Here is a 21,217-nt window from a genome sequence, read left to right as displayed (position 1 = left end):
GTCAGGCGCTGCGTTGCCACAACGCGTAATACACGCGACCGGATTTCTGTTCGCGGTGCAGGCGCCAGTTGCCCGGCAGGCCCAGCGTCGATGGCGCTGTTTCGCTTTCCGTGTAGATCCACGAATCGGCCGCCAGCCATTGGCGCTCTTCCAGCAAAGTACAAACCGCTGGCAACAGGTTCTGGTTGAATGGTGGGTCGAGAAACACCAGATCGAACGGCGTCGCGGTCTGGGTTTCCAGGTAGCGCAGCGCATCGGCGGTTTGCACCTGGCCGTTGCTGCAACGCAGGGTGCCGAGGTGTTCTTTCAGGCTGGAAACCGCAACGTTGCTGGCGTCCAGCGCCTGGGCCGTGGCCGCGCCACGGGACAGGGCTTCGAGAAACAGCGCACCGCTGCCGGCGAACGGGTCGAGCACTTTCGCCCCTTCGACATACGGCGCCAGCCAGTTGAACAGGGTTTCACGCACGCGATCCGGGGTCGGGCGCAGGCCCGGTGCGTCGGGAAAGCTCAGCTTGCGGCTGCGCCACTGGCCGCCAATGATGCGCAGCTGATTGACGCCGTTGTGCACGTTTTGCACAGGTTTTTTCGGTGCTCGAGTCGCCATTAATGCTCCGGAACCCCGAGCGGTTGCTCGGCAGGTTTATCAGATGGGGCCGGTAACGGCTTTTGCGGCACGGTCGGGCCAGCGGTGACGATGACCATTTTCTCCGTGCTCAGGTGTTTGTTAAGCGCAGCGCGGACTTGCTCTACGGTCAGGCTCTGTGACTGACGCATGAAATCGTCGAGATAGCTCAGCGGCAGATTATAGAAGCCCATCGCGCCGAGCTGGCCAACGATGTCGGCGTTGCTCGCGGTGGACAGCGGGAAGCTGCCGGCCAGTTCGCGCTTGGCATCGTCGAGTTCTTTCTGTGTCGGCCCGGTTTTCAAGAAGTCGGCGAGCACGTCCTGCACCAGTTTCAGCGTGCCTTCGCTCATCTCGGCGCGGGTCTGCAGATTGATCATGAACGGCCCACGGGCCTGCATCGGGCTGAACGCCGAATACACGCCGTATGTCAGGCCGCGCTTCTCGCGCACTTCGCTCATCAGGCGCGTACCGAAACCACCGCCGCCGAGGATCTGGTTGCCCAGCGACAGCGCGGCGTAATCCGGATCGTCGCGATCAATGCCCAGTTGCGCGAGCATCAGGTTGGTCTGTTTCGACGGAAACTCGATGTGGTTGACGCTGGCCTTCGGTTCCTGAGGTGCGGCGATTTTCGCCAGTGCCGGACCTTTCGGCAGGGCAGAGGAAACCTGATTGGCGATCGCCTCGGCTTCGGCTCGCGATAGATCACCGACCAGTGCAATCACCGCATTGCCGGCGGCGTAGGCCTTAGCGTGGAACTCGCGCAATTGCGCGACGGTAATCTTCGGCACGCTTTGCGGATTGCCGTCGCTGGAATGCGCGTACGGATGATCACCATACAGGCGCTTCATCAGCTCCAGACTGGCGAGTTTGCCGGGGTTCTGTTTCTGGTATTCGAAACCGGCGAGCAGTTGGTTCTTGATGCGCGCGAAGGAATCGGCGGGGAAGGTCGGTTTGCCGACCACATCGGCGAACAGCTTCAACGCCGGTTCACGCTGCTCAGGTGCGCTGAGGCTGCGCAGCGAAGCCAGCGCCATGTCCTTGAACCCACCGTTGCCGAAGTCGGCGCCGAGGCCTTCAAACCCCTGCGCGATCGCACCGACGTCTTTACCGGCGATGCCTTCGTTGAGCATGGCGTTGGTCAGCACCGCGAGGCCGGGCGCGTTGCCGTCCTGGCTGCTGCCAGCGGCGAAGATCAGGCGCATGTCGAACATCGGCAGTTCATGGGCTTCGACGAACAGCACTTTCGCGCCTTCAGCGGTGTTCCAGGTCTGCACATCGAGCTTGCGGCTGGCCGGGGCCTTGCCGTCGAGTTCTGCCAGCGATTGCAACTTTTGGCTGGTTTTTGCGTTATCCAGGGCTTCGCTGGCATGGCTGTCAGCGCTTGGAGACAGATAAACCGCTGCCGAGCCGATCACCGCGACAGCAATCAGGCCAAGCAGCATCAGGCGTGGGGTTTTGCGCTCACTCATGAGTCGTCTCCAAAGGCAGGACGTGGGCGACGCTGAGACGTTCGCGGGTGAAGTACTTTTTCGCGGCGTTCTGGATGTCTTGCGGGGTCACGCTCTCCAGATCGGCCAGTTCGGTGTCCATCAGTTTCCACGACAGACCGACCGTTTCCAGTTGACCGATCGCGGTGGCCTGGCTGGTGATCGAGTCGCGCTCGTAGACCAGGCCGGCGATGACTTGAGCGCGGACGCGTTCCAGCTCTTCGGCAGACGGCGCGGTGGTTTTCAGCTGCTCGAGCAGTTTCCACAAACCGGCTTCGGCCTGGGCGATGGTCTTTTTCTTCTGCGTATTTGGCGTGGCCGACAGGGTGAACAGGCTGTCGCCACGGGTATAGGCGTCGTAGTCCGACGAGCCGCCGGAGACCAGCTCTTCGCCGCGTTCCAGCTGCGTCGGGATGCGTCCGCTGTAGCCGCCGTCGAGCAGCGCCGAGATCAAGCGCAAGGCGTTGACCGAGCGTTTGTCTTCAGCGGTAGCAATGCTCGGCACGTTGAAGCCAAGCATCAGGCTCGGCAGTTGGGTCTGCACGCGCAGGGTGATCTGGCGTTCGCCGGGCTCGGCCAGTTCCAGCGGTTTTTTCGCCGGTGGCACGTCGCGTTTGGCGACCGGGCCGAAATAGCGCTGGGCGAGGGTTTTCACTTCGTCTGGAGTGACGTCACCGACCACCACCAGCGTGGCGTTGTTCGGCGCGTACCAGGATTGGTACCAGTGGCGCAGTTCCTCGACTTTCATGCGGTCGAGGTCAGCCATCCAGCCGATGGTCGGCGTGTGATAACCGCTGGCCGGGTAGGCCATGGCCTTGTAGCGCTCATAGGCCTTGGACATCGGCTTGTCATCGGTGCGCAGGCGGCGCTCTTCCTTGATGACTTCGATTTCCTTGGCGAACTCGTCGGCCGGCAGGCGCAGGTTGGCCATGCGGTCGGCTTCCAGCTCGAAGGCCACGCCGAGACGATCACGGGCCAGCACCTGGTAATAAGCCGTGAAGTCGTCGCTGGTAAAGGCGTTTTCTTCGGCGCCGAGGTCGCGCAGGATCAGCGAGGCTTCGCCGGGGCCGACTTTTTCGCTGCCCTTGAACATCATGTGCTCGAGCGCGTGGGACAGACCGGTCTGGCCCGGAGTCTCGTAGCTGGAACCGACCTTGTACCAGATCTGCGAAACGACGACAGGCGCGCGATGGTCTTCGCGCACGACGACCTTGAGGCCGTTGTCGAGGGTGAATTCATGGGTCGGTTGCGGGTCGGCCGCCAGGACCGAAAGGGGCAGGCAGACTGCGCTGAGCAGCAGGCCAGCAGCGCGGCGGGCTAGAGCATTCATTCGTTTTTCAACCTGTTGGGCTGCCCGCTTGGTCTTAGCGTCAGCGGGCGAGAGGGTGCTAGGATACTGATCCGTTTTACTGGCGACCACGTCTATGAGGTTCTGCAACCTGATAAGGCTGAATGGGTTTGCGGCACAAGGCAGCGGTTTGGCAACCAGACCCTGCGTTTTCGCCGATTTTTGCCGGTTTAGATCATCGTAAAAACGATCCTTGAGGTGCCTTCAGTGCCTCGACAAAATGTTGCGCGTGAACAAGCTGGGTGAAACACAGTCTGTTCTGCATCGAATATTTATTTGCCGGGGCGCCCTGTTGGCGCGTCGCTACCGTGAGATAGCCGTCCTCCATGTTTGGTTCCAACGACGACAAGAAGAGCCCAGCTGCGGCTGGCGAGAAGAAAAGCCTGTTCGGATGGCTGCGGAAGAAACCGCAGGAACCCGTCGTCGAACAGCCGGCCGCGATTCCTGAGCCGGCCCCCGCGCCAGCACCTGTAATAGAAGAAGAGCCGGCGCCGATTGTGCTGCCGATCGCCGAACCGGTGCTGCAACCGGAGGTTGAGGCCGAGCCCGAAACGCCGGCCGCTGCCGAGTTGCCGCTGACGCCCGCCGCCGAGCCGTGGCTGACCTTGCCAGTGGCAGAAGAACCGGTCGCGCTGGTTGAAGAAGCAGCGCCTCATGTGACGCCAGTGATTCCTGCGCCGGTTGCCGAAGTGGCTGCGCAGCCTGTGCCTGAGCCGGTTGTCGAGCCAGCGCCGATCATTTCTGAACCCGCCGCCCCGGTTGTTCCGCCGTCCGCGCCTGAGCCCGCACCGCTTGCCGCTGCGCCAGTTGTCGCTCCGATCGTACCGGTCGAAGCACCTGTAGAGGCGCCCGTCGAAACCCCGCGCGCCGAGGAAACCAAAGCCGGTTTCTTCGCCCGTCTCAAGCAAGGCCTGTCGAAGACCAGCGCCAGCATCGGCGAGGGCATGGCCAGCCTGTTCCTCGGGCGCAAGACCATCGACGATGAGTTGCTCGACGACCTCGAAACCCGTCTGCTCACCGCCGACGTCGGCGTTGAAGCCACCACGCAGATCATCCAGCGCCTGACCCAGAAGGTCGCACGCAAGGAACTGGCAGACGCCGACGCCCTGTACAAATCTCTGCAGGACGAATTGGCAGCGATGCTCAAACCGGTTGAGCAGCCACTGAAAATAGCCTCGCAGAACAAGCCGTTCGTGATTCTGGTGGTCGGCGTCAACGGCGCCGGCAAAACCACCACCATCGGCAAACTGGCGAAGAAACTGCAACTGGAAGGCAAGAAAGTCATGCTCGCCGCCGGCGATACCTTCCGTGCTGCGGCGGTAGAACAATTGCAGGTCTGGGGCGAGCGCAACAAGATTCCGGTGATCGCTCAGCACACCGGCGCTGATTCGGCTTCGGTGATCTTCGACGCGGTGCAAGCAGCCAAGGCCCGTGGCATCGATGTGCTGATCGCCGACACCGCCGGTCGCCTGCACACCAAAGACAACCTGATGGAAGAGCTGAAAAAGGTTCGCCGGGTGATCGGCAAGCTCGACGCTGACGCGCCGCACGAAGTGCTGCTGGTGCTCGACGCCGGTACTGGCCAGAACGCCATCAACCAGGCCAAACAGTTCAACCAGACCGTCGAACTGACCGGCCTGGCCCTGACCAAGCTCGACGGCACCGCCAAGGGCGGGGTGATTTTCGCCCTGGCCAAGCAGTTCGGCTTGCCGATCCGCTACATCGGCGTCGGTGAAGGCATCGACGATTTGCGTACCTTTGAAGCCGAACCCTTTGTCCAGGCACTGTTTGCCGAGCGGGAGCGTTCATGATTCGTTTCGAACAGGTCGGTAAACGCTACCCGAACGGTCACGTCGGCTTGCATGAGCTGAGCTTTCGAGTCCGTCGTGGCGAGTTCTTGTTTGTCACCGGCCACTCCGGTGCCGGTAAATCCACGCTGTTGCGCCTGTTGCTGGCAATGGAACGGCCGACCAGCGGCAAATTGCTGCTCGCCGGGCAAGACCTGAGCACCATCAGCAATGCGCAGATTCCGTTCCTTCGCCGACAGATCGGCGTGGTGTTCCAGAATCACCAGTTGCTGTTCGATCGCACGGTGTTCAACAACGTCGCCTTGCCGCTGCAGATCCTCGGCCTGTCCAAGGTCGAGATCGCCAAGCGCGTCGATTCGGCGCTGGAACGCGTGGCACTGTCGGACAAATCCGATCTGTACCCGGGCGACCTGTCCACCGGTCAGCAACAACGCGTCGGCATCGCCCGCGCCATCGTCCATCGCCCGGCCTTGCTGCTGGCGGACGAGCCGACCGGTAACCTCGACCCGCGTCTGGCCGCTGAAATCATGGGTGTGTTTGAAGACATCAACCGTTTGGGCACCAGTGTGCTGATTGCCAGTCACGACCTGGCGCTGATCGCGCGCATGCGTCACCGCATGCTGACCCTGCAACGCGGCCGCTTGATCGGCGACGGGGAGGCCGGGGTATGAGTGCGACACGCAGTCCGAAGGTATCCGAGCGCGTGGCCCCGAAGGCCGCCGATCCGCAACCGCAGAAAAAGAAAAAGCACGACGATGACGACGGCCCGGACTTCGCCACGCTGTTTCGCGCCTGGATCGAAAGCCATCGCGCCAGTCTGCTCGACAGCCTGCGCCGTCTCGGCAAACAGCCGATCGGCAGCTTCTTCACCTGCATGGTGATGGCGGTGGCGTTGAGTCTGCCGATGGGCTTGTCGCTGTTGCTCAACAACGTCGAGCGTCTTGGCGGTTCCTGGCAGCGCGCGGCGCAGATTTCCCTGTACCTGCAACTCGATGCCAGCCCGGAACAGGGCGAGTCGCTGCGCGAGCAGATCAAAGGCATGCCCGGCGTCGCTGATGCCGAATATGTCGGCCGCGATCAGGCGCTGGAGGAGTTCCAGCAGCAGTCCGGCCTGGGCGAAGCCCTGCGTGAGCTGCCCGAGAACCCGTTGCCGGGTGTGGTGCTGGTCACACCGAACGAAGTCGACAAGCCGACACTCGAAGCATTAAGACAAAAACTTTCCGAGCTGCCCAAGGTACAACAGGCGCAACTTGATCTAGTCTGGGTCGAGCGTCTGGCCGCCATCCTCAAGCTTGGCGACCGCTTTGTCTTCGGTCTGACGGTGTTGTTGGTGTCTGCATTACTTTTGGTGATAGGCAATACCATTCGTCTTCATATTGAAAACCGCCGCACCGAGATAGAAGTGATTAAACTCGTCGGCGGCACTGACAGTTATGTGCGTCGTCCTTTCCTTTATATGGGCGCGTTGTATGGCTTCGGTGCAGGGCTGTTGTCGTGGGGTGTATTGGCGTTCGGCCTGAACTGGCTGAACGATGCGGTGGTTGGATTGGCCGGCTTGTACGGCAGTGATTTCGCCCTGGCCGGTGTGCCAGTGGCCGACGGTCTGTCGCTCTTGCTTGGCGCGGTGCTGTTGGGTTATATCGGTGCATGGATTGCAGTCGCACGTCATCTCAGGGAGCTGGCGCCGAAGTAGAATCTTTTTTGCGCATGATTGACCTTGCGGTTTTTATGGGAACTTGTACCTGAGTTCCCGGTCAATTTTTCGCAGTGCCGAGAGGCACGAGTATGTAAGTGGGAGGTTTTTTCGTATGACCAATTCTTTGCAACCTGCGTATGCGCTGGTTCCGGGTGCGAACCTGGAAGCCTATGTGCACACCGTCAACAGCATTCCATTGCTGACGCCGGAGCAGGAGCGTGAACTGGCCGAGAGTCTCTACTATGAGCAGGATTTGGGGGCGGCTCGGCAGATGGTGCTCGCCCACCTGCGTTTTGTCGTACACATTGCCCGTAGCTATTCCGGCTACGGTCTGGCCCAGGCTGACCTGATCCAGGAAGGCAACGTCGGCCTGATGAAGGCCGTCAAGCGCTTCAACCCGGAAATGGGTGTGCGTCTGGTGTCGTTCGCTGTGCACTGGATCAAGGCGGAAATTCACGAGTTCATCCTGCGCAACTGGCGCATTGTGAAAGTCGCGACCACCAAGGCCCAGCGCAAGCTGTTCTTCAACCTGCGCAGTCAGAAGAAGCGCCTGGCGTGGCTGAACAACGAGGAAGTCCACCGTGTGGCGGAAAGCCTTGGCGTCGAACCACGTGAAGTGCGCGAGATGGAAAGTCGCCTGACCGGCCATGACATGGCCTTCGACCCGGCTGCCGAAGCCGACGACGACAGTGCTTTCCAGTCGCCGGCCAACTACCTGGAAGACCACCGGTACGACCCGGCGCGTCAACTGGAAGATGCCGACTGGAGCGACAACTCCAACACCAACCTGCACGAAGCACTGGAAGTGCTGGACGAACGCAGCCGTGACATCCTCTACCAGCGCTGGCTGGCGGAAGAAAAAGCCACGCTGCACGACCTGGCGCAGAAGTACAACGTGTCGGCCGAGCGAATCCGTCAGCTCGAAAAGAGCGCGATGAACAAGCTCAAGTTGTCGATCGCCGCGTAACCGGCGCATCAGCAATAAAAAAAGCCCCGATCAGCGATGATCGGGGCGTTTTCATTTCTGTTTCAACACAAATCCCTGTGGGAGCGAGCCTGCTCGCGAATGCGGTTTATCAGTGACATCAACACAGGCTGACACACCGCTTTCGCGAGCAGGCTCGCTCCCACATTGGTATTTCGGTGTTATTCAGCCCAAGGCGCCCGCCGCGAATCATTCAGACCCAGCAAATAACTGTCCCCGCCCAACTGACTCATCTGCTGCCGAATCCACCCAGCCCGGCGCGATACATAACCGGTCGGATGACTCGCGCTCCACACCCGTGGATTGGGCAGTACCGCCGCCAGATAACTCGCCTGCTGACGCGACAATGACTTCGCACTCACGCCAAAGTGGTGGCGGGCCGCGGCTTCAGCGCCAAACACGCCGTCATCCCACTCGACGCTGTTCAGATACACCTCAAGAATCCGCTGCTTGGGCCAGAACACCTCGATCAGCGCGGTAAACCACGCTTCCAAACCCTTGCGCAGATAGCTGCGGCCGGACCAGAGAAAGAGATTTTTCGACACCTGCTGGCTCAAAGTGCTGGCGCCGCGAATCGAACCGCCCAGTTCGTTGTGGGCCAGAGCGGCCTGAATCGCGCGCAGATCGAAGCCCCAGTGCTCGGGGAATTTCTGGTCTTCGCCAGCAATCACCGCCACTTTCAGGTCGTCGGAAATCTCGTCCCACGGCTTCCAGGTGCGCTGCAGGTCGATCGGCTCGCCGTCGACCCAGGATTCGACCTTGCGCTCGACCATCAACGCCGTACCCGGCGGTGGCACGAAGCGGAACACCAGCACCAGCAAGACGCTGCCGCCGGCGAACCAGAGCAGAGCCTTCGTGAGACGACGGAAAATTGAACGCAGCATAGAGATGGCTTGGCCGAACCCGTGGAGCGGGCCATTATACAGACCCTGCCGATGGCGTCTGACTGGAGTTCCCCATGCTGCGTGGCTTTTTGATGCTGGCCGCTTTTTTCGGATTCACCGGTGTTGCGCTGGGTGCGTTCGCCGCCCATGGCCTGAAAAACCGTCTGACGCCGGAATACCTGACGATTTTCCACACCGGCGTCACCTACCAACTGGTGCACACACTCGCGCTGTTCGGCGTAGCGCTGCTGGCCACGCAGATTCAAGGGCGCCTGATTACTTGGGCCGGCCTGTCCTTCACCGTCGGCATTGTGTTGTTCTCCGGCAGCCTGTATCTGCTGACCATGACCGGCATCAGCAAACTCGGCATCATCACGCCGTTTGGTGGCCTCGCGTTTCTCATCGGTTGGGTTTGCCTCGGCCTCGCCGCCTGGCGCTTGCAGCTAACCGCTTGACGCTTGGTACTGACCTTTAGGTCATGATCGGGCTAGAATGCCAGCCCCTAAAAATGATGGCGGCGTTGTGCATGCGCATTCAGTTGAACGGTGAGTCCTTTGAATTGCCCGACGGTGAAACCGTTGCGGGCCTGATCACTCGTCTGGAGCTGACCGGGCGCCGTGTGGCCGTAGAGCTCAATCTGGACATCGTCCCGCGCAGCCAGCATGCCGATACCACATTGAACGACGGCGACAACGTCGAAGTGGTGCACGCCATCGGTGGCGGCTGATCGCCCGGCCCGCGAGGGCACAGAATTCTGCAAGACCCTCACCCCTAAAGAGGATTCCCCATGAGCATCGTTCGTAGCGACAAGCCTTTTGTGCTGGCCGGTCGTACTTACCAGTCGCGTTTGCTGGTCGGTACCGGCAAGTACCGTGACATGGAAGAAACCCGCCAGGCCATCGAAGCCTCGGGTGCCGAGATCGTCACCTTCGCCGTGCGCCGCACCAACCTGGGCCAGATCGAAGGCGAGCCGAACCTGCTCGAAGTGCTGTCGCCGGATCGCTACACCTTCCTGCCGAACACTGCCGGTTGCTACGACGCCATCGAAGCCGTGCGCACCTGCCGCCTGGCGCGTGAGCTGCTCGACGGCCACAACTTGGTGAAGCTGGAAGTGCTGGCCGACCAGAAAACCCTGTTCCCCAACGTGATCGAAACCCTCAAGGCCGCCGAAACCCTGGTCAAGGAAGGCTTCGACGTGATGGTCTACACCAGCGATGACCCGATCATCGCTCGCCAGTTGGCCGAAATCGGCTGCATCGCCGTGATGCCGCTGGCCGGTCTGATCGGCTCCGGTCTGGGCATCTGCAATCCGTACAACCTGCAGATCATCCTCGAAGAAGCCAAGATCCCGGTGCTGGTGGATGCTGGTGTCGGTACCGCTTCCGACGCGACCATCGCCATGGAGCTGGGTTGCGACGCCGTACTGATGAACTCGGCCATCGCCCACGCCCAGCAACCGGTCATGATGGCGCAAGCCATGCAGCACGCCATCGTCGCCGGTCGCCTGGCGTACCTCGCCGGCCGCATGCCGAAAAAACTCTATGCCAGCGCCTCTTCGCCGCTGGATGGTCTGATCAAGTAAGAGCCATTGATGACTGAATCGAACGACACGCCTGTCCAGCCGGACGAAGGCGACGAGCGCCAACACCGCCGCATCAAGAGTTTCGTGATGCGCGCCGGGCGCATGACCGAAGGCCAGCAACGCGGCCTGGACCAGGGCGCGCCGCTGTACGTGCTGCCGCTGGCCGATGCGCCGGTCGATTACGACCAGGTGTTCGGCCGCTCGGCGCCGCGCTCGCTGGAAATCGGTTTCGGCATGGGCCACTCGCTGCTGGAAATGGCCGCTGCTGCTCCAGAGCAGGATTTCATCGGTGTTGAAGTGCACCGTCCGGGTGTCGGCGCGCTGCTCAATGGCGTGCTGACCCAAGGGCTGACCAACCTGCGGGTCTACGATTGCGACGCGATCGAAGTGCTCAACCGCTGCATCGCCGACAACAGCCTCGATCGCCTGATGCTGTTCTTCCCGGATCCGTGGCACAAGAGCCGCCACCACAAGCGCCGCATCGTCCAGGCCTCGTTCGCCGAACTGGTGCGCAGCAAGTTGAAGGTCGGCGGCATTCTGCACATGGCCACCGACTGGGAACCGTACGCCGAGTACATGCTGGAAGTGATGAACGTCGCCCCGGGCTACCGCAACCTCGCCGAAGACGGCAAATGCGTCCCACGCCCGGCCGAACGCCCGATCACCAAGTTCGAACGCCGCGGCGAACGTCTGGGCCATGGCGTGTGGGATCTGAAGTTCGAAAAGATCGCTTAAGCATCACGCAACAAAAACTGTGGGAGCGAGCCTGCTCGCGAAAGCGGTCTGACTATCAACGATGATGTTGGATGTTAAGACGCCTTCGCGAGCAGGCTCGCTCCCACAATTGTTTTGTGTATGAGGAGATTACAGGGGGGCAAGAAATCGAGCGGGCACCAGCTCTGTCAACCAGACGCCATTTTCGGCCTGATAGAACTTGAAGCCCTGTTCTTCCATCTGCTTCGCGGCAACCTTCAGAACGACTGGCGTTCCGTAGCGTTGACCCACGGCCGACGCGGTGGCGATCTCATCGGACAGATGCACCTGATGGCGTTGTCCTGGAATCAAGCCTTGTTCGTGGATCGAGTCGAGAAAACGCGTCGCTGTTCCGTGGTAGAGCGTTTGCGGTGGCTGTTTCTGCTCGAATTGCAGATCAACGCTTTTCGTCGAGTGGCCTTGAACAGCGCGTATACAGTGGCCATCAGCGGAAATCGTAAAACGCTTCTTGTCACTGCTGGTCACGACGTTTTCAATCAGCTCACGACTTAAATGTCTGCCATCACGCGCCGCGCCGCTGATCAGTGCATCGATATTTGCCCAGCCTTCCGAATTCAGATTCAGTCCGATCGCTTGAGGCTGGTGACGCAACACGAAGCTGAGAAATTTGCTCGTCTCATCCAGTAGTTTTTTACTCATGAACTTCCCTTTCATTGCGATCAACTGTGGGAGCGAGCCTGCTCGCGAAAGCGGTCTGACAATCAACGATGATGTTGGATGTCATGACGTATTCGCGAGCAGGCTCGCTCCCACATTTCGTTTCGGGGTGTTTGCGGACTCAGCGGCGGTCGGCGACGACGCCGATCAGCACCAGTACCACCAGCAGCACCGGCGCCAGGCTGTAGTTGTTGAACTGGCTCAGGCCTTTGATCACCCATGGCGTGGCGTAGATCAGCGCGGCGCCGCTGCCTATCAGGCAGAGCAGGGCCATCAAAGGCACGCGCAGGGCGCCGGCGATGCTGCCCAGCCGTTGTTCGACCCAGCCTTTGAAGTCAGCGCCGAACAGCACCAGCAGGCAACCGACCAGCGCCAGGGCGATTTCCGAGAGATTGCTGCGGCTCCAGCGGGAGACGGTGGCCAGCAGGTCGAGTATCAAATCCATGCGTTTTCCCTTTGAGCTGAAGTCAGTTCAGAAATTGTTGCAGCAAGTCGTTGAGGAACAGCTGGCCGCGTTCGGTCGCCGCCAGGCGTGACGGTTCGACCTGCAACAGGCCGCTTTGTTCGGCCTCGCGGCGGCCTTCGGCGAGGGTCTCCAGCGACAGACCGGTGCGTTCCGGATACAGGCGCGATTCGACCCCGGCAGTCAGGCGCAGGGCGTTCATCAGGAACTCGAACGGCATCTCGTCATTGCTCAGCGATTTCTCGCCAGCCTGAAAGCTCTTCGCCGGGTTCAGATAGTCCTTCGGCAAGCGGGTTTTCCATGTGCGCACGATGCGCCCGTCCGGGTGGCTCAACTTGCCATGGGCGCCGGCGCCGATGCCGATGAAGTCGCCAAAACTCCAGTAATTGAGGTTGTGCCGCGCTGGTCGCCCGACCTGGGCGTACGCCGAGACTTCGTATTGCGCGTAACCGTGCTCGGCCAGCAGCGTCTGGCCGGCTTCCTGAATGTCCCACAGCGTGTCGTCTTCCGGCAGCACTGGCGGCTGATTCCAGAACACCGTGTTCGGCTCCAGCGTCAGTTGATACCAGGAAATGTGCGTCGGCTTCAACGCGATGGCCTGGCGCAGATCGCTCAGGGCATCGTCCAGCGACTGATCGGGCAAACCGTGCATCAAGTCGAGGTTGAAGTTATCGAACCCGGCCTGCCGCGCCATGCCTGCGGCACGCACGGCTTCGTCACCGTTGTGAATGCGGCCGAGGGCTTCAAGCTTTTCCTGCTGGAAGCTCTGGATACCGATCGACAGGCGATTGATCCCCAGCTTGCGATAAGCAACAAACTTCTCTTGCTCGAAGGTGCCCGGATTGGCCTCAAGGGTGATTTCGATATCGGCTGCGAACGGGATGCGTTGCTCGACACCCTTCAACAACCGCCCGAGGGCTTCGGCGCTGAACAGGCTCGGCGTCCCGCCACCGAAGAAAATCGAAGTCAGCTCACGGCCATACACTGCATGCAGATCCTGATCGAGATCGGCCAGCAGCGCGTCGACGTATTCCTGCTCAGGCAGCACCGGGCTGGCGGTGTGCGAGTTGAAATCGCAATACGGGCATTTGCGTACACACCACGGAATGTGGATGTACAGCGCCAGGGGCGGCAGGGTTGGCAGCGGTGCCCGAGGCGAGGACGCGGCGCCGCCGATGATCAGCGACGACGCGGAAGAATCAGTGGTCATTTCAAGCCCAGACGCTGGCGCAGCAGATCCATTGCACGGGCGCGGTGGCTGATCTGGTTTTTGTCGGCCGGGCTCAGCTCGGCGCTGGAGCACTCGCGCTCCGGCACCCAGAACAGCGGGTCGTAACCGAAACCGTGTTCGCCGCTGGCAGCGGTCAGAATGCGCCCGTGCCACAGGCCTTCGCAGAGGATCGGCAGCGGATCATCGGCGTGGCGCACCAGCGCGAGCACGCAGACGAACTGCGCGCCGCGCTCGGCTTGCGGCACGTCCTTCAGCGCATCGAGCAGTTTGGCGTTGTTCGCCGCATCGCCCTGGCCGTCGGCGTAACGCGCCGAATAGATGCCCGGTGCGCCGCCGAGGAAGTCCACTGCCAGTCCGGAGTCGTCGGCCAGTGCCGGCAGCCCGGAAATGCGCGCGGCGTTGCGGGCCTTGAGGATCGCGTTCTCGACAAACGACAGGCCGGTTTCTTCCGGCTCGACCTTGCTCCATTCGCCAATCGAGCGCAGTTGCACCGAGTCGCCGAGCATGGCCTGGAGTTCTTTGAGTTTGCCGGCGTTATGGCTGGCCAGTACGAGCTGCTTGATGTTCATCATTCGCCGGGAAAGAGTTCTTGGTTGAAATTGATAGTGTTGATCTTGTCGCCGTTCTGCACTTTGATTTCAAAGGTGCGGGTTTCCTGCTGCGGCACCGGGTACTGGGCGATGTAGTAGATCGCGCCCTGTTCGGTGACCTGGCGAAATTTCAGCGCCACGCTGTTGCTGGTCAGGTCCTTGATCGTGCCAGTGACGCTGGCGATCACCGGTTTGCCGTCCTTGACCACCGAGACGTTGATCACGCCCTGGTTCTTGCTGCGGATCAGCTCGGCAGCCTTGGCGATATCCGGTTGCAGGAACGTCGAGTTGAAGGTGTTGTAGTGCACCGTGATGTCGCCGAAGGTTTCCTTGCGCTCACCTTTGATGACGTCCGCCGCCATGGCGCTGGCGCTCAGGCAGGCGGTGAGTAACAGCAACGCTAGACGACTCATGTTCGTGCTCCTTCAATTGCCCAGGCTCAGACCGCGACCCGGTGGTCCGCCAGTTGCGGACTGCTGACGCGGTAGATACCGATTTCACCTAACAGATTAGGCCATAGCTTACTGGCCCACCCGTGCCGGTGCTGTTGATCCACGGCAAGCCGATCAATGACCTTCGCATCACGTTCGCGGCACAGTTCTTCGAAATCCTCGAAGGTGCAGAAGTGGATGTTCGGCGTGTTGTACCAGGTGTAGGGCAGGAATTCCGAGACCGGCATGCGGCCCTTGCTCGCCAGATACCAGCGGCAGCGCCAGTGGCCGAAGTTGGGGAAGGTGATGATGCACTGCCGGCCGACCCGGAGCATTTCGTCGAGGATCTTGTCCGGGTAATGCACCGCTTGCAGGGCCTGGGTCATGACGACGATGTCGAAACTGTTGCTGGCAAAATTGCCCAGGCCTTTGTCCAGATCCTGCTCGATGACGTTGATGCCCTTGGCCACGCACTCGGCGATGTTGTCGGCGTCGTTTTCCAGGCCATAACCGGTGACATTCTTGTTGTCGCGCAGCCAGGTCAGCAGCTCGCCGTCACCGCAACCCAGGTCGAGGACGCGGCTGCCGGCGGGGATCCATTCCTGGATGATTTCCAGATCAGCTCTCATGGCTTTCTCACAACGAAATGCGGTTCATGTAATTGCCGAACGCCTGCAAGTAACGCGGGATCGGAATCAGGAAGGCGTCGTGGCCCTGGGGCGCGTCGATTTCCAGATAACTGACGTCCTTGCGCGCAGCCATCAGCGCATCCACCAGTTCTCGCGAGCGAGCCGGGGAGAAGCGCCAGTCGGTGGTGAACGACATCACGCAGAATTTGGCTGTGGCGTTTTCAAAGGTTTTCGCCAGATCATCGTCGAAGTTAGCCGCCGGATCGAAGTAATCCAGCGCTTTGGTCATCAACAGATAGGTGTTGGCATCGAAGCGCCCGGAGAACTCTTCGCCCTGATAACGCAGGTAGCTTTCGACCTGGAACTCGACGCTGTGGAAGTCGTAGTTGAGCTTTTCGCTCTTCAGGCCACGGCCGAATTTCTCACCCATGGAGTCGTCGGACAGATAGGTGATGTGCCCGACCATGCGCGCCAGCATCAGCCCGCGCTTGGGGATCACGCCGGCTTCCTGGAACGAGCCGCCGTGGAATTCCGGATCGGTGAGGATCGCCTGGCGCGCGACTTCGTTGAAGGCGATGTTCTGCGCAGACAATTTAGGCGCCGAGGCGATCGCCAGGCAGTGCCGCACGCGATCCGGGTAGGTGATGGTCCATTGCAGCGCCTGCATGCCGCCGAGGCTGCCGCCGATCACCGCTGCCCACTGGCTGATGCCGAGCAGGTCAGCCAGACGCGCCTGGCTGTGCACCCAGTCTTCCACGGTGAGCACCGGGAAATCGGCGCCGAACGGCTTGCCGGTCTCCGGGTTGATACTGCTCGGGCCGGTGGAGCCGTTGCAGCCGCCGAGGTTGTTCAGGCTGACCACGAAGAACTTGTTGGTGTCGATCGGCTTGCCGGGACCGATGCAGCTGTCCCACCAACCGGGCTTGCGGTCGTCGACGCTGTGATAGCCGGCAGCATGGTGGTGGCCGGACAAGGCGTGGCAGATCAGCACGGCGTTGCTCGCCTGGGCGTTCAGCGTGCCGTAGGTTTCGTAGATGAGGTCATAGGCGGCCAGCGAACGCCCACAGGCCAGCGCCAGCGGTTCGCTGAAATGCGCGGTTTGCGGCGTTACCAGACCAACAGAATCGGCGGGAAAGGCAGTTGGCATCGACCCTGCTCTCGTTGAAATGAGGCGTAAGTCTAAAGACCGGGGGGGTTAGCGGCAAGCAACGATCAGGTCCGGCGTTTTCGCTTCGAATCGAGGTGCAGCCATTCGCGAGCAGGCTCGCTCCCACAGTTGAAATGCATTCCAATGTGGGAGCGAGCCTGCTCGCGAAAAAGGCGACTCGGTCAGTCAGACCGAACGCACTCGGTTACATCAGCAAACGCAGAATCTCCGGCATCATCGTCATCGCCGCCAGATTGTTGATCACCAGCATGTCGATCAATTTCAGTGCAAGGAAGGCGAAGATCGGCGACAGGTCCAGGCCGCCGAGGTTCGGCAGGAAGCGGCGGAACGGTGCCAGCGCCGGTTCGCAGATCTGGTTGACCAGTTCAGCGCCCGGATTGTGGCTGCCCGGTGCGACCCACGACAGGATCACGCTGATGATCAGGGCGAAGAAGAAGATCTTCAGGAACAGCGCGGTGACGCCGATCAGCGACCAGATCACCAGTTGCAGCGGGTTGCCAGTGGTGCCGTAGGTCAGCAGCAGGGTCAGCGCCATCAGCAGCAGTTGCACCAGAATCGCCAGTACCAGCGACGACATGTCGAGGCCGAACAGGCTCGGGATGATCCGGCGCAAAGGCTTGAGCAGCGGCTGGGTGGCCTTGACCACGAACTGGCACAGCGGGTTGTAGAAGTTCGCCCGCACCAGTTGCAGGACGAAGCGCAGCAGCACGGTCAGCAGGTACAGGCTGCCGAGGGTTTGCAGCACGTAAACCGCTGCGGTGTTCAATCCGATCATGTAAGGCTCCTTTATTTGCCCAGTTGTTCGGCCATTTCGGCCGAGCGGTGCGCGGCGGCGCCGAGTGCGGTTTCAACCAGCGCTTCGAAGCCGCCAGCCTGGAATGATTTGATCGCTGCTTCCGTAGTGCCATTCGGCGAGGTCACGCGGCGGCGCAGTTCGGCTGCATCGACATCGCTTGACACCGCCATGTGCGCGGCGCCCAAGGCGGTCTGCACGGTCAGTTGCTCAGCGATCTCTTTTGGCAGGCCAAGTTTGACGCCGGCGGCGGTCATCGCTTCGATCAGCAGGAAGAAGTACGCCGGGCCGGAGCCGGACACTGCGGTGACTGCGTCCAGTTGCTGTTCTTCTTCCAGCCACAGGGCGATGCCGACGGCGGACAGCAGCTCTTCGGCTTGCTGGCGCTGCTCGGCGCTCACTTCGCTGGTCGCGTACAGACCGCTGACACCCTGACGCAGCAGCGCCGGAGTGTTCGGCATGCAGCGCACGATCGGCTGTTCGCCGAGCCATGCAGTCATGCTCGCGCAGGTGATGCCGGCAGCGATCGATACCACCAGTTGGTTCGGTTTGAGGCTCGGGCGAATCGCCTCGCACACGGCTTTCATCGCCTGTGGCTTGACCGCCAGGACGATGACATCGACGCCGTCGATGGCCTGGGCGTTGTCAGCGAAGGTTTCGATGCCGTGTTCGGCGCTGACCTTGGCGCGAGTGTCTTCGCCCGGATCGCTGGCGCGGATCTGCGCCGCTTCCAGACCTTTGGCGCGCAAGCCGCCAATCAGACTGGCCGCCATGTTGCCCGCACCGATAAACGCAATACGTGTGTTGCTCATGTGTGGTCCTTATCTGGAAACGTTCAAGACTGGGAATAATCTCTGGCGCCAAACAGCGCGGTACCGATCCGCACCCAGGTGGCGCCTTGGGCGATGGCCGACTCGAGGTCGTGGCTCATGCCCATGGACAGTGTGTCGAGCGGCAGAGCGAGGCTCGCCTGCAGTGCCTGTACGGCGGCGAAGGCAGCGTCCTGTTCGGCGAGCTCCTCGGTCGGCTCGGGAATCGCCATCAGTCCGCGCAGCTTCAAGCGTGGCAACGCGCTGATGGCCTCGGCCAGCGCCGGCAGATCGGCCGGGGTGCAACCGGATTTGCTCGCCTCGCCACTGACATTGACCTGAATGCAGATGTTCAGGGGCGGCAGTTCGGCCGGGCGTTGTTCGGACAGGCGTTGGGCAATTTTCAGACGATCCACGGAGTGCACCCAGTCGAAATGCTCGGCAATCGCGCGAGTCTTGTTCGATTGAATGGGGCCGATGAAGTGCCAGATCAAGGGCAGGTCGGCCAGCTCCAGCTGTTTGCCCAAGGCTTCCTGCAAGTAGTTCTCGCCGAAGTCGCGCAGGCCGGCGGCATAGGCTTCACGCAGGGCCTGGGCGGGTTTGGTCTTGCTCACGGCGAGCAAATGGATGCTGTTTTCGTCGCGGTGCGCAGCTTTGGCCGCTGCCTGGATGCGCGAACTAACCTGAAGGATGTTGTCTGCTATCGTGGACATCAAGAGGCGCCGGCGGTCTGTAGGTTCGCGGCATTCTACTGGAATTGAGGGACGCTATGGATATCACTGAACTGCTGGCCTTCAGCGCCAAACAGGGCGCTTCCGACCTGCACCTGTCGGCCGGCCTGCCGCCGATGATCCGTGTCGATGGCGACGTGCGACGGATCAATCTGCCGGCGCTGGATCACAAGCAAGTGCACGATCTGATCTACGACATCATGAACGACACCCAGCGCATCGAATTCGAGAAAAATCTGGAAACGGATTTTTCCTTCGATGTACCCGGCGTGGCGCGCTTTCGGGTCAACGCCTTTAACCAGAATCGTGGTGCCGGCGCGGTGTTCCGCACCATTCCGTCGAAAGTGCTGAGCATGGAAGACCTCGCCATGGGCGATGTTTTCCGCAAGATCACCGATGCGCCGCGCGGGCTGGTGCTGGTCACCGGGCCGACCGGCTCCGGCAAATCCACCACGCTGGCGGCGATGATCGATTACCTCAACACCCATCGCCATCACCACATCCTCACTATTGAAGATCCCATCGAGTTCGTCCACGAATCGCGCAAATGCCTGATCAATCAGCGCGAAGTGCACCGCGATACCCGCAGCTTCGCCACCGCACTGCGCTCGGCCCTGCGTGAAGACCCGGACGTGATTCTGGTTGGCGAAATGCGTGATCTGGAAACCATTCGCCTCGCTCTGACCGCCGCCGAGACCGGGCATCTGGTGTTCGGCACGCTGCACACGACCTCGGCGGCGAAGACCATCGACCGCGTGGTCGACGTGTTTCCCGGCGACGAGAAGTCGATGGTCCGTTCGATGCTGTCGGAGTCGTTGCTGGCGGTGGTGTCGCAGACGTTGATCAAGAAGATCGGCGGCGGGCGGGTGGCGGCGCATGAAATCATGCTCGGGACGTCGGCGATCCGTAACCTCATCCGCGAAGACAAGGTGGCGCAGATGTATTCGGCGATTCAGACCGGTGGGTCGCTGGGGATGCAGACACTGGACATGTGCCTGAAGGATCTGGTGACCAAGGGCTTGATCAGCCGCGAGCATGCCCGCGAGAAAGCGCGTACGCCGGATAATTTTTAACCACCAAAAGCAAAAGATCGCAGCCTTCGGCAGCTCCTACAGGGAAACGCTGATCCCAATGTAGGAGCTGCCGAAGGCTGCGATCTTTTGATCTTTAACGCTGGACTACGCGCAGTTGCTGTTGTTCTTTCGGCAACACGCGCTTGGCGACGACGTAATGCTTTTCCCAGTACGGCTTGTTCAGCGTGTCGATGCTCACCGCTTTGCCACGGCGCGGGGCGTGGATGAAGCGGTCGTTGCCCAGGTAGATGGCAACGTGGTTGACCCGACGGCTCTTGATGTTGAAGAAAATCAGATCGCCCGGCTTCAGATCCTTGCGCTCGACTTTCTCGCCGTGACCGCTGGCCATGGCGTTGGAGGTGCGTGGCAGGTCGAAAGTAGCGTCGTTGAACGCGTATTTCACCAGACCGCTGCAATCGAAGCCTTTACTTGGGCTGCTGCCGCCCCAACGATAAGGTGTACCGAGGACGTTTACCGCACGGCTCAGCACATTGCTGCTTTCCTTGCTCGCCATCGGTGGCACCAGCTTGCTGCGGCTCTTGCTGCTCAGCGTGGTGGTCTTGCTCTTGCTGCTTTTGCTCGATGGAGCCGAAGCATGGGATTTAGGGGTGAAGCCGTTGACGTTGGGAAGACGTTGCTCACGATTGGTGGCGTGGGCGGCCAGTGGCATTAATAGGCAAATAGTCAGCCATGTCTTGAAAAATGGTCGCATTAGGCGTGGCTCATAAGTGATAGCGCGCAACTTTATAACAGCTTTTTTTGCCGTTCCGAGGCCGTTCATCGATTCATTCCGCCGGCTACGGAACCAAAAACGCTCAAAAAGTACGCAATTGTCCGACAGAAGTCAGGTTCTACAAGGGTTTCGCGCTAGCAACGGTAACATTTGCCATACGTCGGCCACCTGTAAAAAAGTCACAAAGAAATGAAGAATATTTATCTATCGAGTGCAATGAGGTCTTAATGAACAGCTATCAGCTCCCCCGCGTGAAAGAAAAAGACACTCACAGCAAAGTCATCGGCTACCTGCTGTGGATTTTCGGATTCACTGGCGCGCACCGCTTTTATTACGGCAAACCGGTGACCGGGACGATCTGGTTCTTCACCTTCGGTTTGCTGGGGATTGGCTGGCTGATCGACCTGTTTCTGATCCCGGCGATGGATCGCGAAGCGGATTTGCGCTTTGCTGCCGGGCCGATCGAGTACAACGTCGCGTGGATTCTGCTGACTTTCCTCGGTGTGTTCGGCGTACACCGGATGTATCAGGGCAAATGGATCAGCGGCCTGCTGTATCTGCTGACCGGCGGGTTGTTCTTTATTGGCGTGCTGTATGACTTCTGGACCCTGAACGATCAGGTGTCGGTGCGCAACGCGCAGAATCGCGGCGCCTTCCAGTAAGTTTTTGCCAGATCAAAAGATCGCAGCCTGCGGCAGCTCCTACAGGGAAATGCATTCC

At 60.7% G+C, this 21,217-nt stretch carries 25 protein-coding genes; 10 read left to right on the top strand and 15 right to left on the bottom strand.

Translation table 11 applies throughout. The features are described from left to right. Position 1: 1 nt before the first annotated feature. Genes rsmD through ND528_RS05930 form a run of 3 tightly spaced genes read right to left on the bottom strand, consistent with a single transcriptional unit; the run spans position 2 to position 3,442 of the window. Positions 2-604, bottom strand: a complete 603-nt coding sequence (gene rsmD, locus ND528_RS05940; RefSeq protein ID WP_212617362.1) for a 16S rRNA (guanine(966)-N(2))-methyltransferase RsmD — start codon at positions 602-604, stop codon at positions 2-4. Then, positions 604-2,094 (bottom strand): M16 family metallopeptidase, encoded by a 1,491-nt coding sequence (locus tag ND528_RS05935; RefSeq protein WP_263469904.1) that lies wholly within the window; start codon positions 2,092-2,094, stop codon positions 604-606. Before ND528_RS05935 ends, rsmD begins: the two co-directional genes overlap by 1 nt. Continuing rightward, complete coding sequence (locus tag ND528_RS05930; protein WP_263469903.1) at positions 2,087-3,442, bottom strand: M16 family metallopeptidase; 1,356 nt, start codon at positions 3,440-3,442, stop codon at positions 2,087-2,089. The genes ND528_RS05935 and ND528_RS05930 overlap by 8 nt, the downstream gene beginning before the upstream one ends. A gap of 344 nt (positions 3,443-3,786) precedes the next feature. Here ND528_RS05930 and ftsY point away from each other — a divergent pair, with 344 nt between their 5' ends. The 4 genes from ftsY to rpoH all read left to right on the top strand — a co-directional run bounded on the left by ftsY (position 3,787) and on the right by rpoH (position 7,931). Continuing rightward, the gene (gene ftsY / locus ND528_RS05925) at positions 3,787-5,271 is read left to right on the top strand and encodes a signal recognition particle-docking protein FtsY (RefSeq protein ID WP_263469902.1); all 1,485 of its coding nucleotides are present in this window, start codon (positions 3,787-3,789) and stop codon (positions 5,269-5,271) included. Then, complete coding sequence (ftsE, locus tag ND528_RS05920; protein ID WP_016772715.1) at positions 5,268-5,939, top strand: cell division ATP-binding protein FtsE; 672 nt, start codon at positions 5,268-5,270, stop codon at positions 5,937-5,939. The genes ftsY and ftsE overlap by 4 nt, the downstream gene beginning before the upstream one ends. Next, positions 5,936-6,961, top strand: a complete 1,026-nt coding sequence (ftsX, locus tag ND528_RS05915) for a permease-like cell division protein FtsX (protein WP_053124717.1) — start codon at positions 5,936-5,938, stop codon at positions 6,959-6,961. The genes ftsE and ftsX overlap by 4 nt, the downstream gene beginning before the upstream one ends. A 115-nt stretch (positions 6,962-7,076) precedes the next feature. Then, complete coding sequence (gene rpoH / locus ND528_RS05910) at positions 7,077-7,931, top strand: RNA polymerase sigma factor RpoH (protein ID WP_016772717.1); 855 nt, start codon at positions 7,077-7,079, stop codon at positions 7,929-7,931. A 179-nt stretch (positions 7,932-8,110) separates the two neighbouring features. On the opposite strand, the gene mtgA is transcribed toward rpoH, so the two are convergent. Beyond that, positions 8,111-8,833: a monofunctional biosynthetic peptidoglycan transglycosylase gene (gene mtgA / locus ND528_RS05905; RefSeq protein ID WP_016772718.1), complete on the bottom strand. Its 723-nt coding sequence runs from the start codon at positions 8,831-8,833 to the stop codon at positions 8,111-8,113. 74 nt (positions 8,834-8,907) lie between these two features. Between mtgA and ND528_RS05900 the strand changes: the two genes are divergently transcribed. The 4 genes from ND528_RS05900 (at position 8,908) to trmB (ending at position 11,150) form a co-directional block, all read left to right on the top strand. Next, positions 8,908-9,288, top strand: a complete 381-nt coding sequence (locus ND528_RS05900) for a DUF423 domain-containing protein (RefSeq protein WP_016772719.1) — start codon at positions 8,908-8,910, stop codon at positions 9,286-9,288. A gap of 71 nt (positions 9,289-9,359) precedes the next feature. Continuing rightward, positions 9,360-9,560 carry a sulfur carrier protein ThiS gene (gene thiS, locus ND528_RS05895; RefSeq protein ID WP_161984075.1) on the top strand — a complete coding sequence of 67 codons (201 nt, stop codon included), beginning with the start codon at positions 9,360-9,362 and terminating at the stop codon, positions 9,558-9,560. A gap of 60 nt (positions 9,561-9,620) precedes the next feature. Then, on the top strand, positions 9,621-10,415 hold the full coding sequence (locus tag ND528_RS05890) for a thiazole synthase (RefSeq protein ID WP_007964131.1): 795 nt from the start codon (positions 9,621-9,623) through the stop codon (positions 10,413-10,415). Positions 10,416-10,424: 9 nt separating this feature from the next. Beyond that, positions 10,425-11,150, top strand: a complete 726-nt coding sequence (gene trmB, locus ND528_RS05885) for a tRNA (guanosine(46)-N7)-methyltransferase TrmB (RefSeq protein WP_024014663.1) — start codon at positions 10,425-10,427, stop codon at positions 11,148-11,150. 129 nt (positions 11,151-11,279) lie between these two features. Here trmB and ND528_RS05880 read toward each other — a convergent pair whose 3' ends face one another. The 10 genes from ND528_RS05880 to ND528_RS05835 all read right to left on the bottom strand — a co-directional run bounded on the left by ND528_RS05880 (position 11,280) and on the right by ND528_RS05835 (position 18,673). Continuing rightward, on the bottom strand, positions 11,280-11,828 hold the full coding sequence (locus ND528_RS05880) for an RNA 2'-phosphotransferase (RefSeq protein WP_130910555.1): 549 nt from the start codon (positions 11,826-11,828) through the stop codon (positions 11,280-11,282). A gap of 139 nt (positions 11,829-11,967) precedes the next feature. Further along, on the bottom strand, positions 11,968-12,291 hold the full coding sequence (locus ND528_RS05875) for a DUF3392 domain-containing protein (protein ID WP_008083808.1): 324 nt from the start codon (positions 12,289-12,291) through the stop codon (positions 11,968-11,970). A gap of 22 nt (positions 12,292-12,313) precedes the next feature. Further along, on the bottom strand, positions 12,314-13,519 hold the full coding sequence (hemW, locus tag ND528_RS05870) for a radical SAM family heme chaperone HemW (RefSeq protein WP_263469901.1): 1,206 nt from the start codon (positions 13,517-13,519) through the stop codon (positions 12,314-12,316). Further along, positions 13,516-14,112 (bottom strand): RdgB/HAM1 family non-canonical purine NTP pyrophosphatase, encoded by a 597-nt coding sequence (rdgB, locus tag ND528_RS05865; protein ID WP_263469900.1) that lies wholly within the window; start codon positions 14,110-14,112, stop codon positions 13,516-13,518. Before rdgB ends, hemW begins: the two co-directional genes overlap by 4 nt. After that, a complete protein-coding gene (locus ND528_RS05860; RefSeq protein ID WP_016772726.1) occupies positions 14,109-14,543 on the bottom strand; it encodes a DUF4426 domain-containing protein in 435 nt (144 codons plus the stop codon). The genes rdgB and ND528_RS05860 overlap by 4 nt, the downstream gene beginning before the upstream one ends. Before the next feature lie 26 nt (positions 14,544-14,569). Then, entirely contained in the window at positions 14,570-15,190 is a 621-nt protein-coding gene (gene metW / locus ND528_RS05855; protein ID WP_024014659.1) for a methionine biosynthesis protein MetW, read from the bottom strand. Positions 15,191-15,197: 7 nt separating this feature from the next. Beyond that, entirely contained in the window at positions 15,198-16,337 is a 1,140-nt protein-coding gene (metX, locus tag ND528_RS05850; RefSeq protein WP_130910558.1) for a homoserine O-succinyltransferase MetX, read from the bottom strand. A gap of 205 nt (positions 16,338-16,542) precedes the next feature. Then, positions 16,543-17,133: a YggT family protein gene (locus tag ND528_RS05845; RefSeq protein ID WP_263469899.1), complete on the bottom strand. Its 591-nt coding sequence runs from the start codon at positions 17,131-17,133 to the stop codon at positions 16,543-16,545. An 11-nt stretch (positions 17,134-17,144) separates the two neighbouring features. Continuing rightward, complete coding sequence (gene proC, locus ND528_RS05840; protein ID WP_016772730.1) at positions 17,145-17,963, bottom strand: pyrroline-5-carboxylate reductase; 819 nt, start codon at positions 17,961-17,963, stop codon at positions 17,145-17,147. A 23-nt stretch (positions 17,964-17,986) separates the two neighbouring features. Then, positions 17,987-18,673, bottom strand: a complete 687-nt coding sequence (locus ND528_RS05835; RefSeq protein ID WP_263469898.1) for a YggS family pyridoxal phosphate-dependent enzyme — start codon at positions 18,671-18,673, stop codon at positions 17,987-17,989. 56 nt (positions 18,674-18,729) lie between these two features. Here ND528_RS05835 and ND528_RS05830 point away from each other — a divergent pair, with 56 nt between their 5' ends. Further along, on the top strand, positions 18,730-19,764 hold the full coding sequence (locus ND528_RS05830; RefSeq protein WP_016772732.1) for a type IV pilus twitching motility protein PilT: 1,035 nt from the start codon (positions 18,730-18,732) through the stop codon (positions 19,762-19,764). A gap of 94 nt (positions 19,765-19,858) precedes the next feature. On the opposite strand, the gene ND528_RS05825 is transcribed toward ND528_RS05830, so the two are convergent. Continuing rightward, positions 19,859-20,476 carry a C40 family peptidase gene (locus ND528_RS05825; RefSeq protein WP_024014657.1) on the bottom strand — a complete coding sequence of 206 codons (618 nt, stop codon included), beginning with the start codon at positions 20,474-20,476 and terminating at the stop codon, positions 19,859-19,861. Positions 20,477-20,724: 248 nt separating this feature from the next. Here ND528_RS05825 and ND528_RS05820 point away from each other — a divergent pair, with 248 nt between their 5' ends. Further along, positions 20,725-21,159, top strand: a complete 435-nt coding sequence (locus ND528_RS05820; protein ID WP_016772734.1) for an NINE protein — start codon at positions 20,725-20,727, stop codon at positions 21,157-21,159. Positions 21,160-21,217: the final 58 nt, after the last annotated feature.

The organism is Pseudomonas mercuritolerans (assembly GCF_025706525.1).
GTDB classification, from domain to species: domain Bacteria; phylum Pseudomonadota; class Gammaproteobacteria; order Pseudomonadales; family Pseudomonadaceae; genus Aquipseudomonas; species Aquipseudomonas mercuritolerans.
The sequence above is the reverse complement of the archived record's forward strand: the minus strand, read 5'-3'. Positions and strand labels throughout refer to the sequence as shown.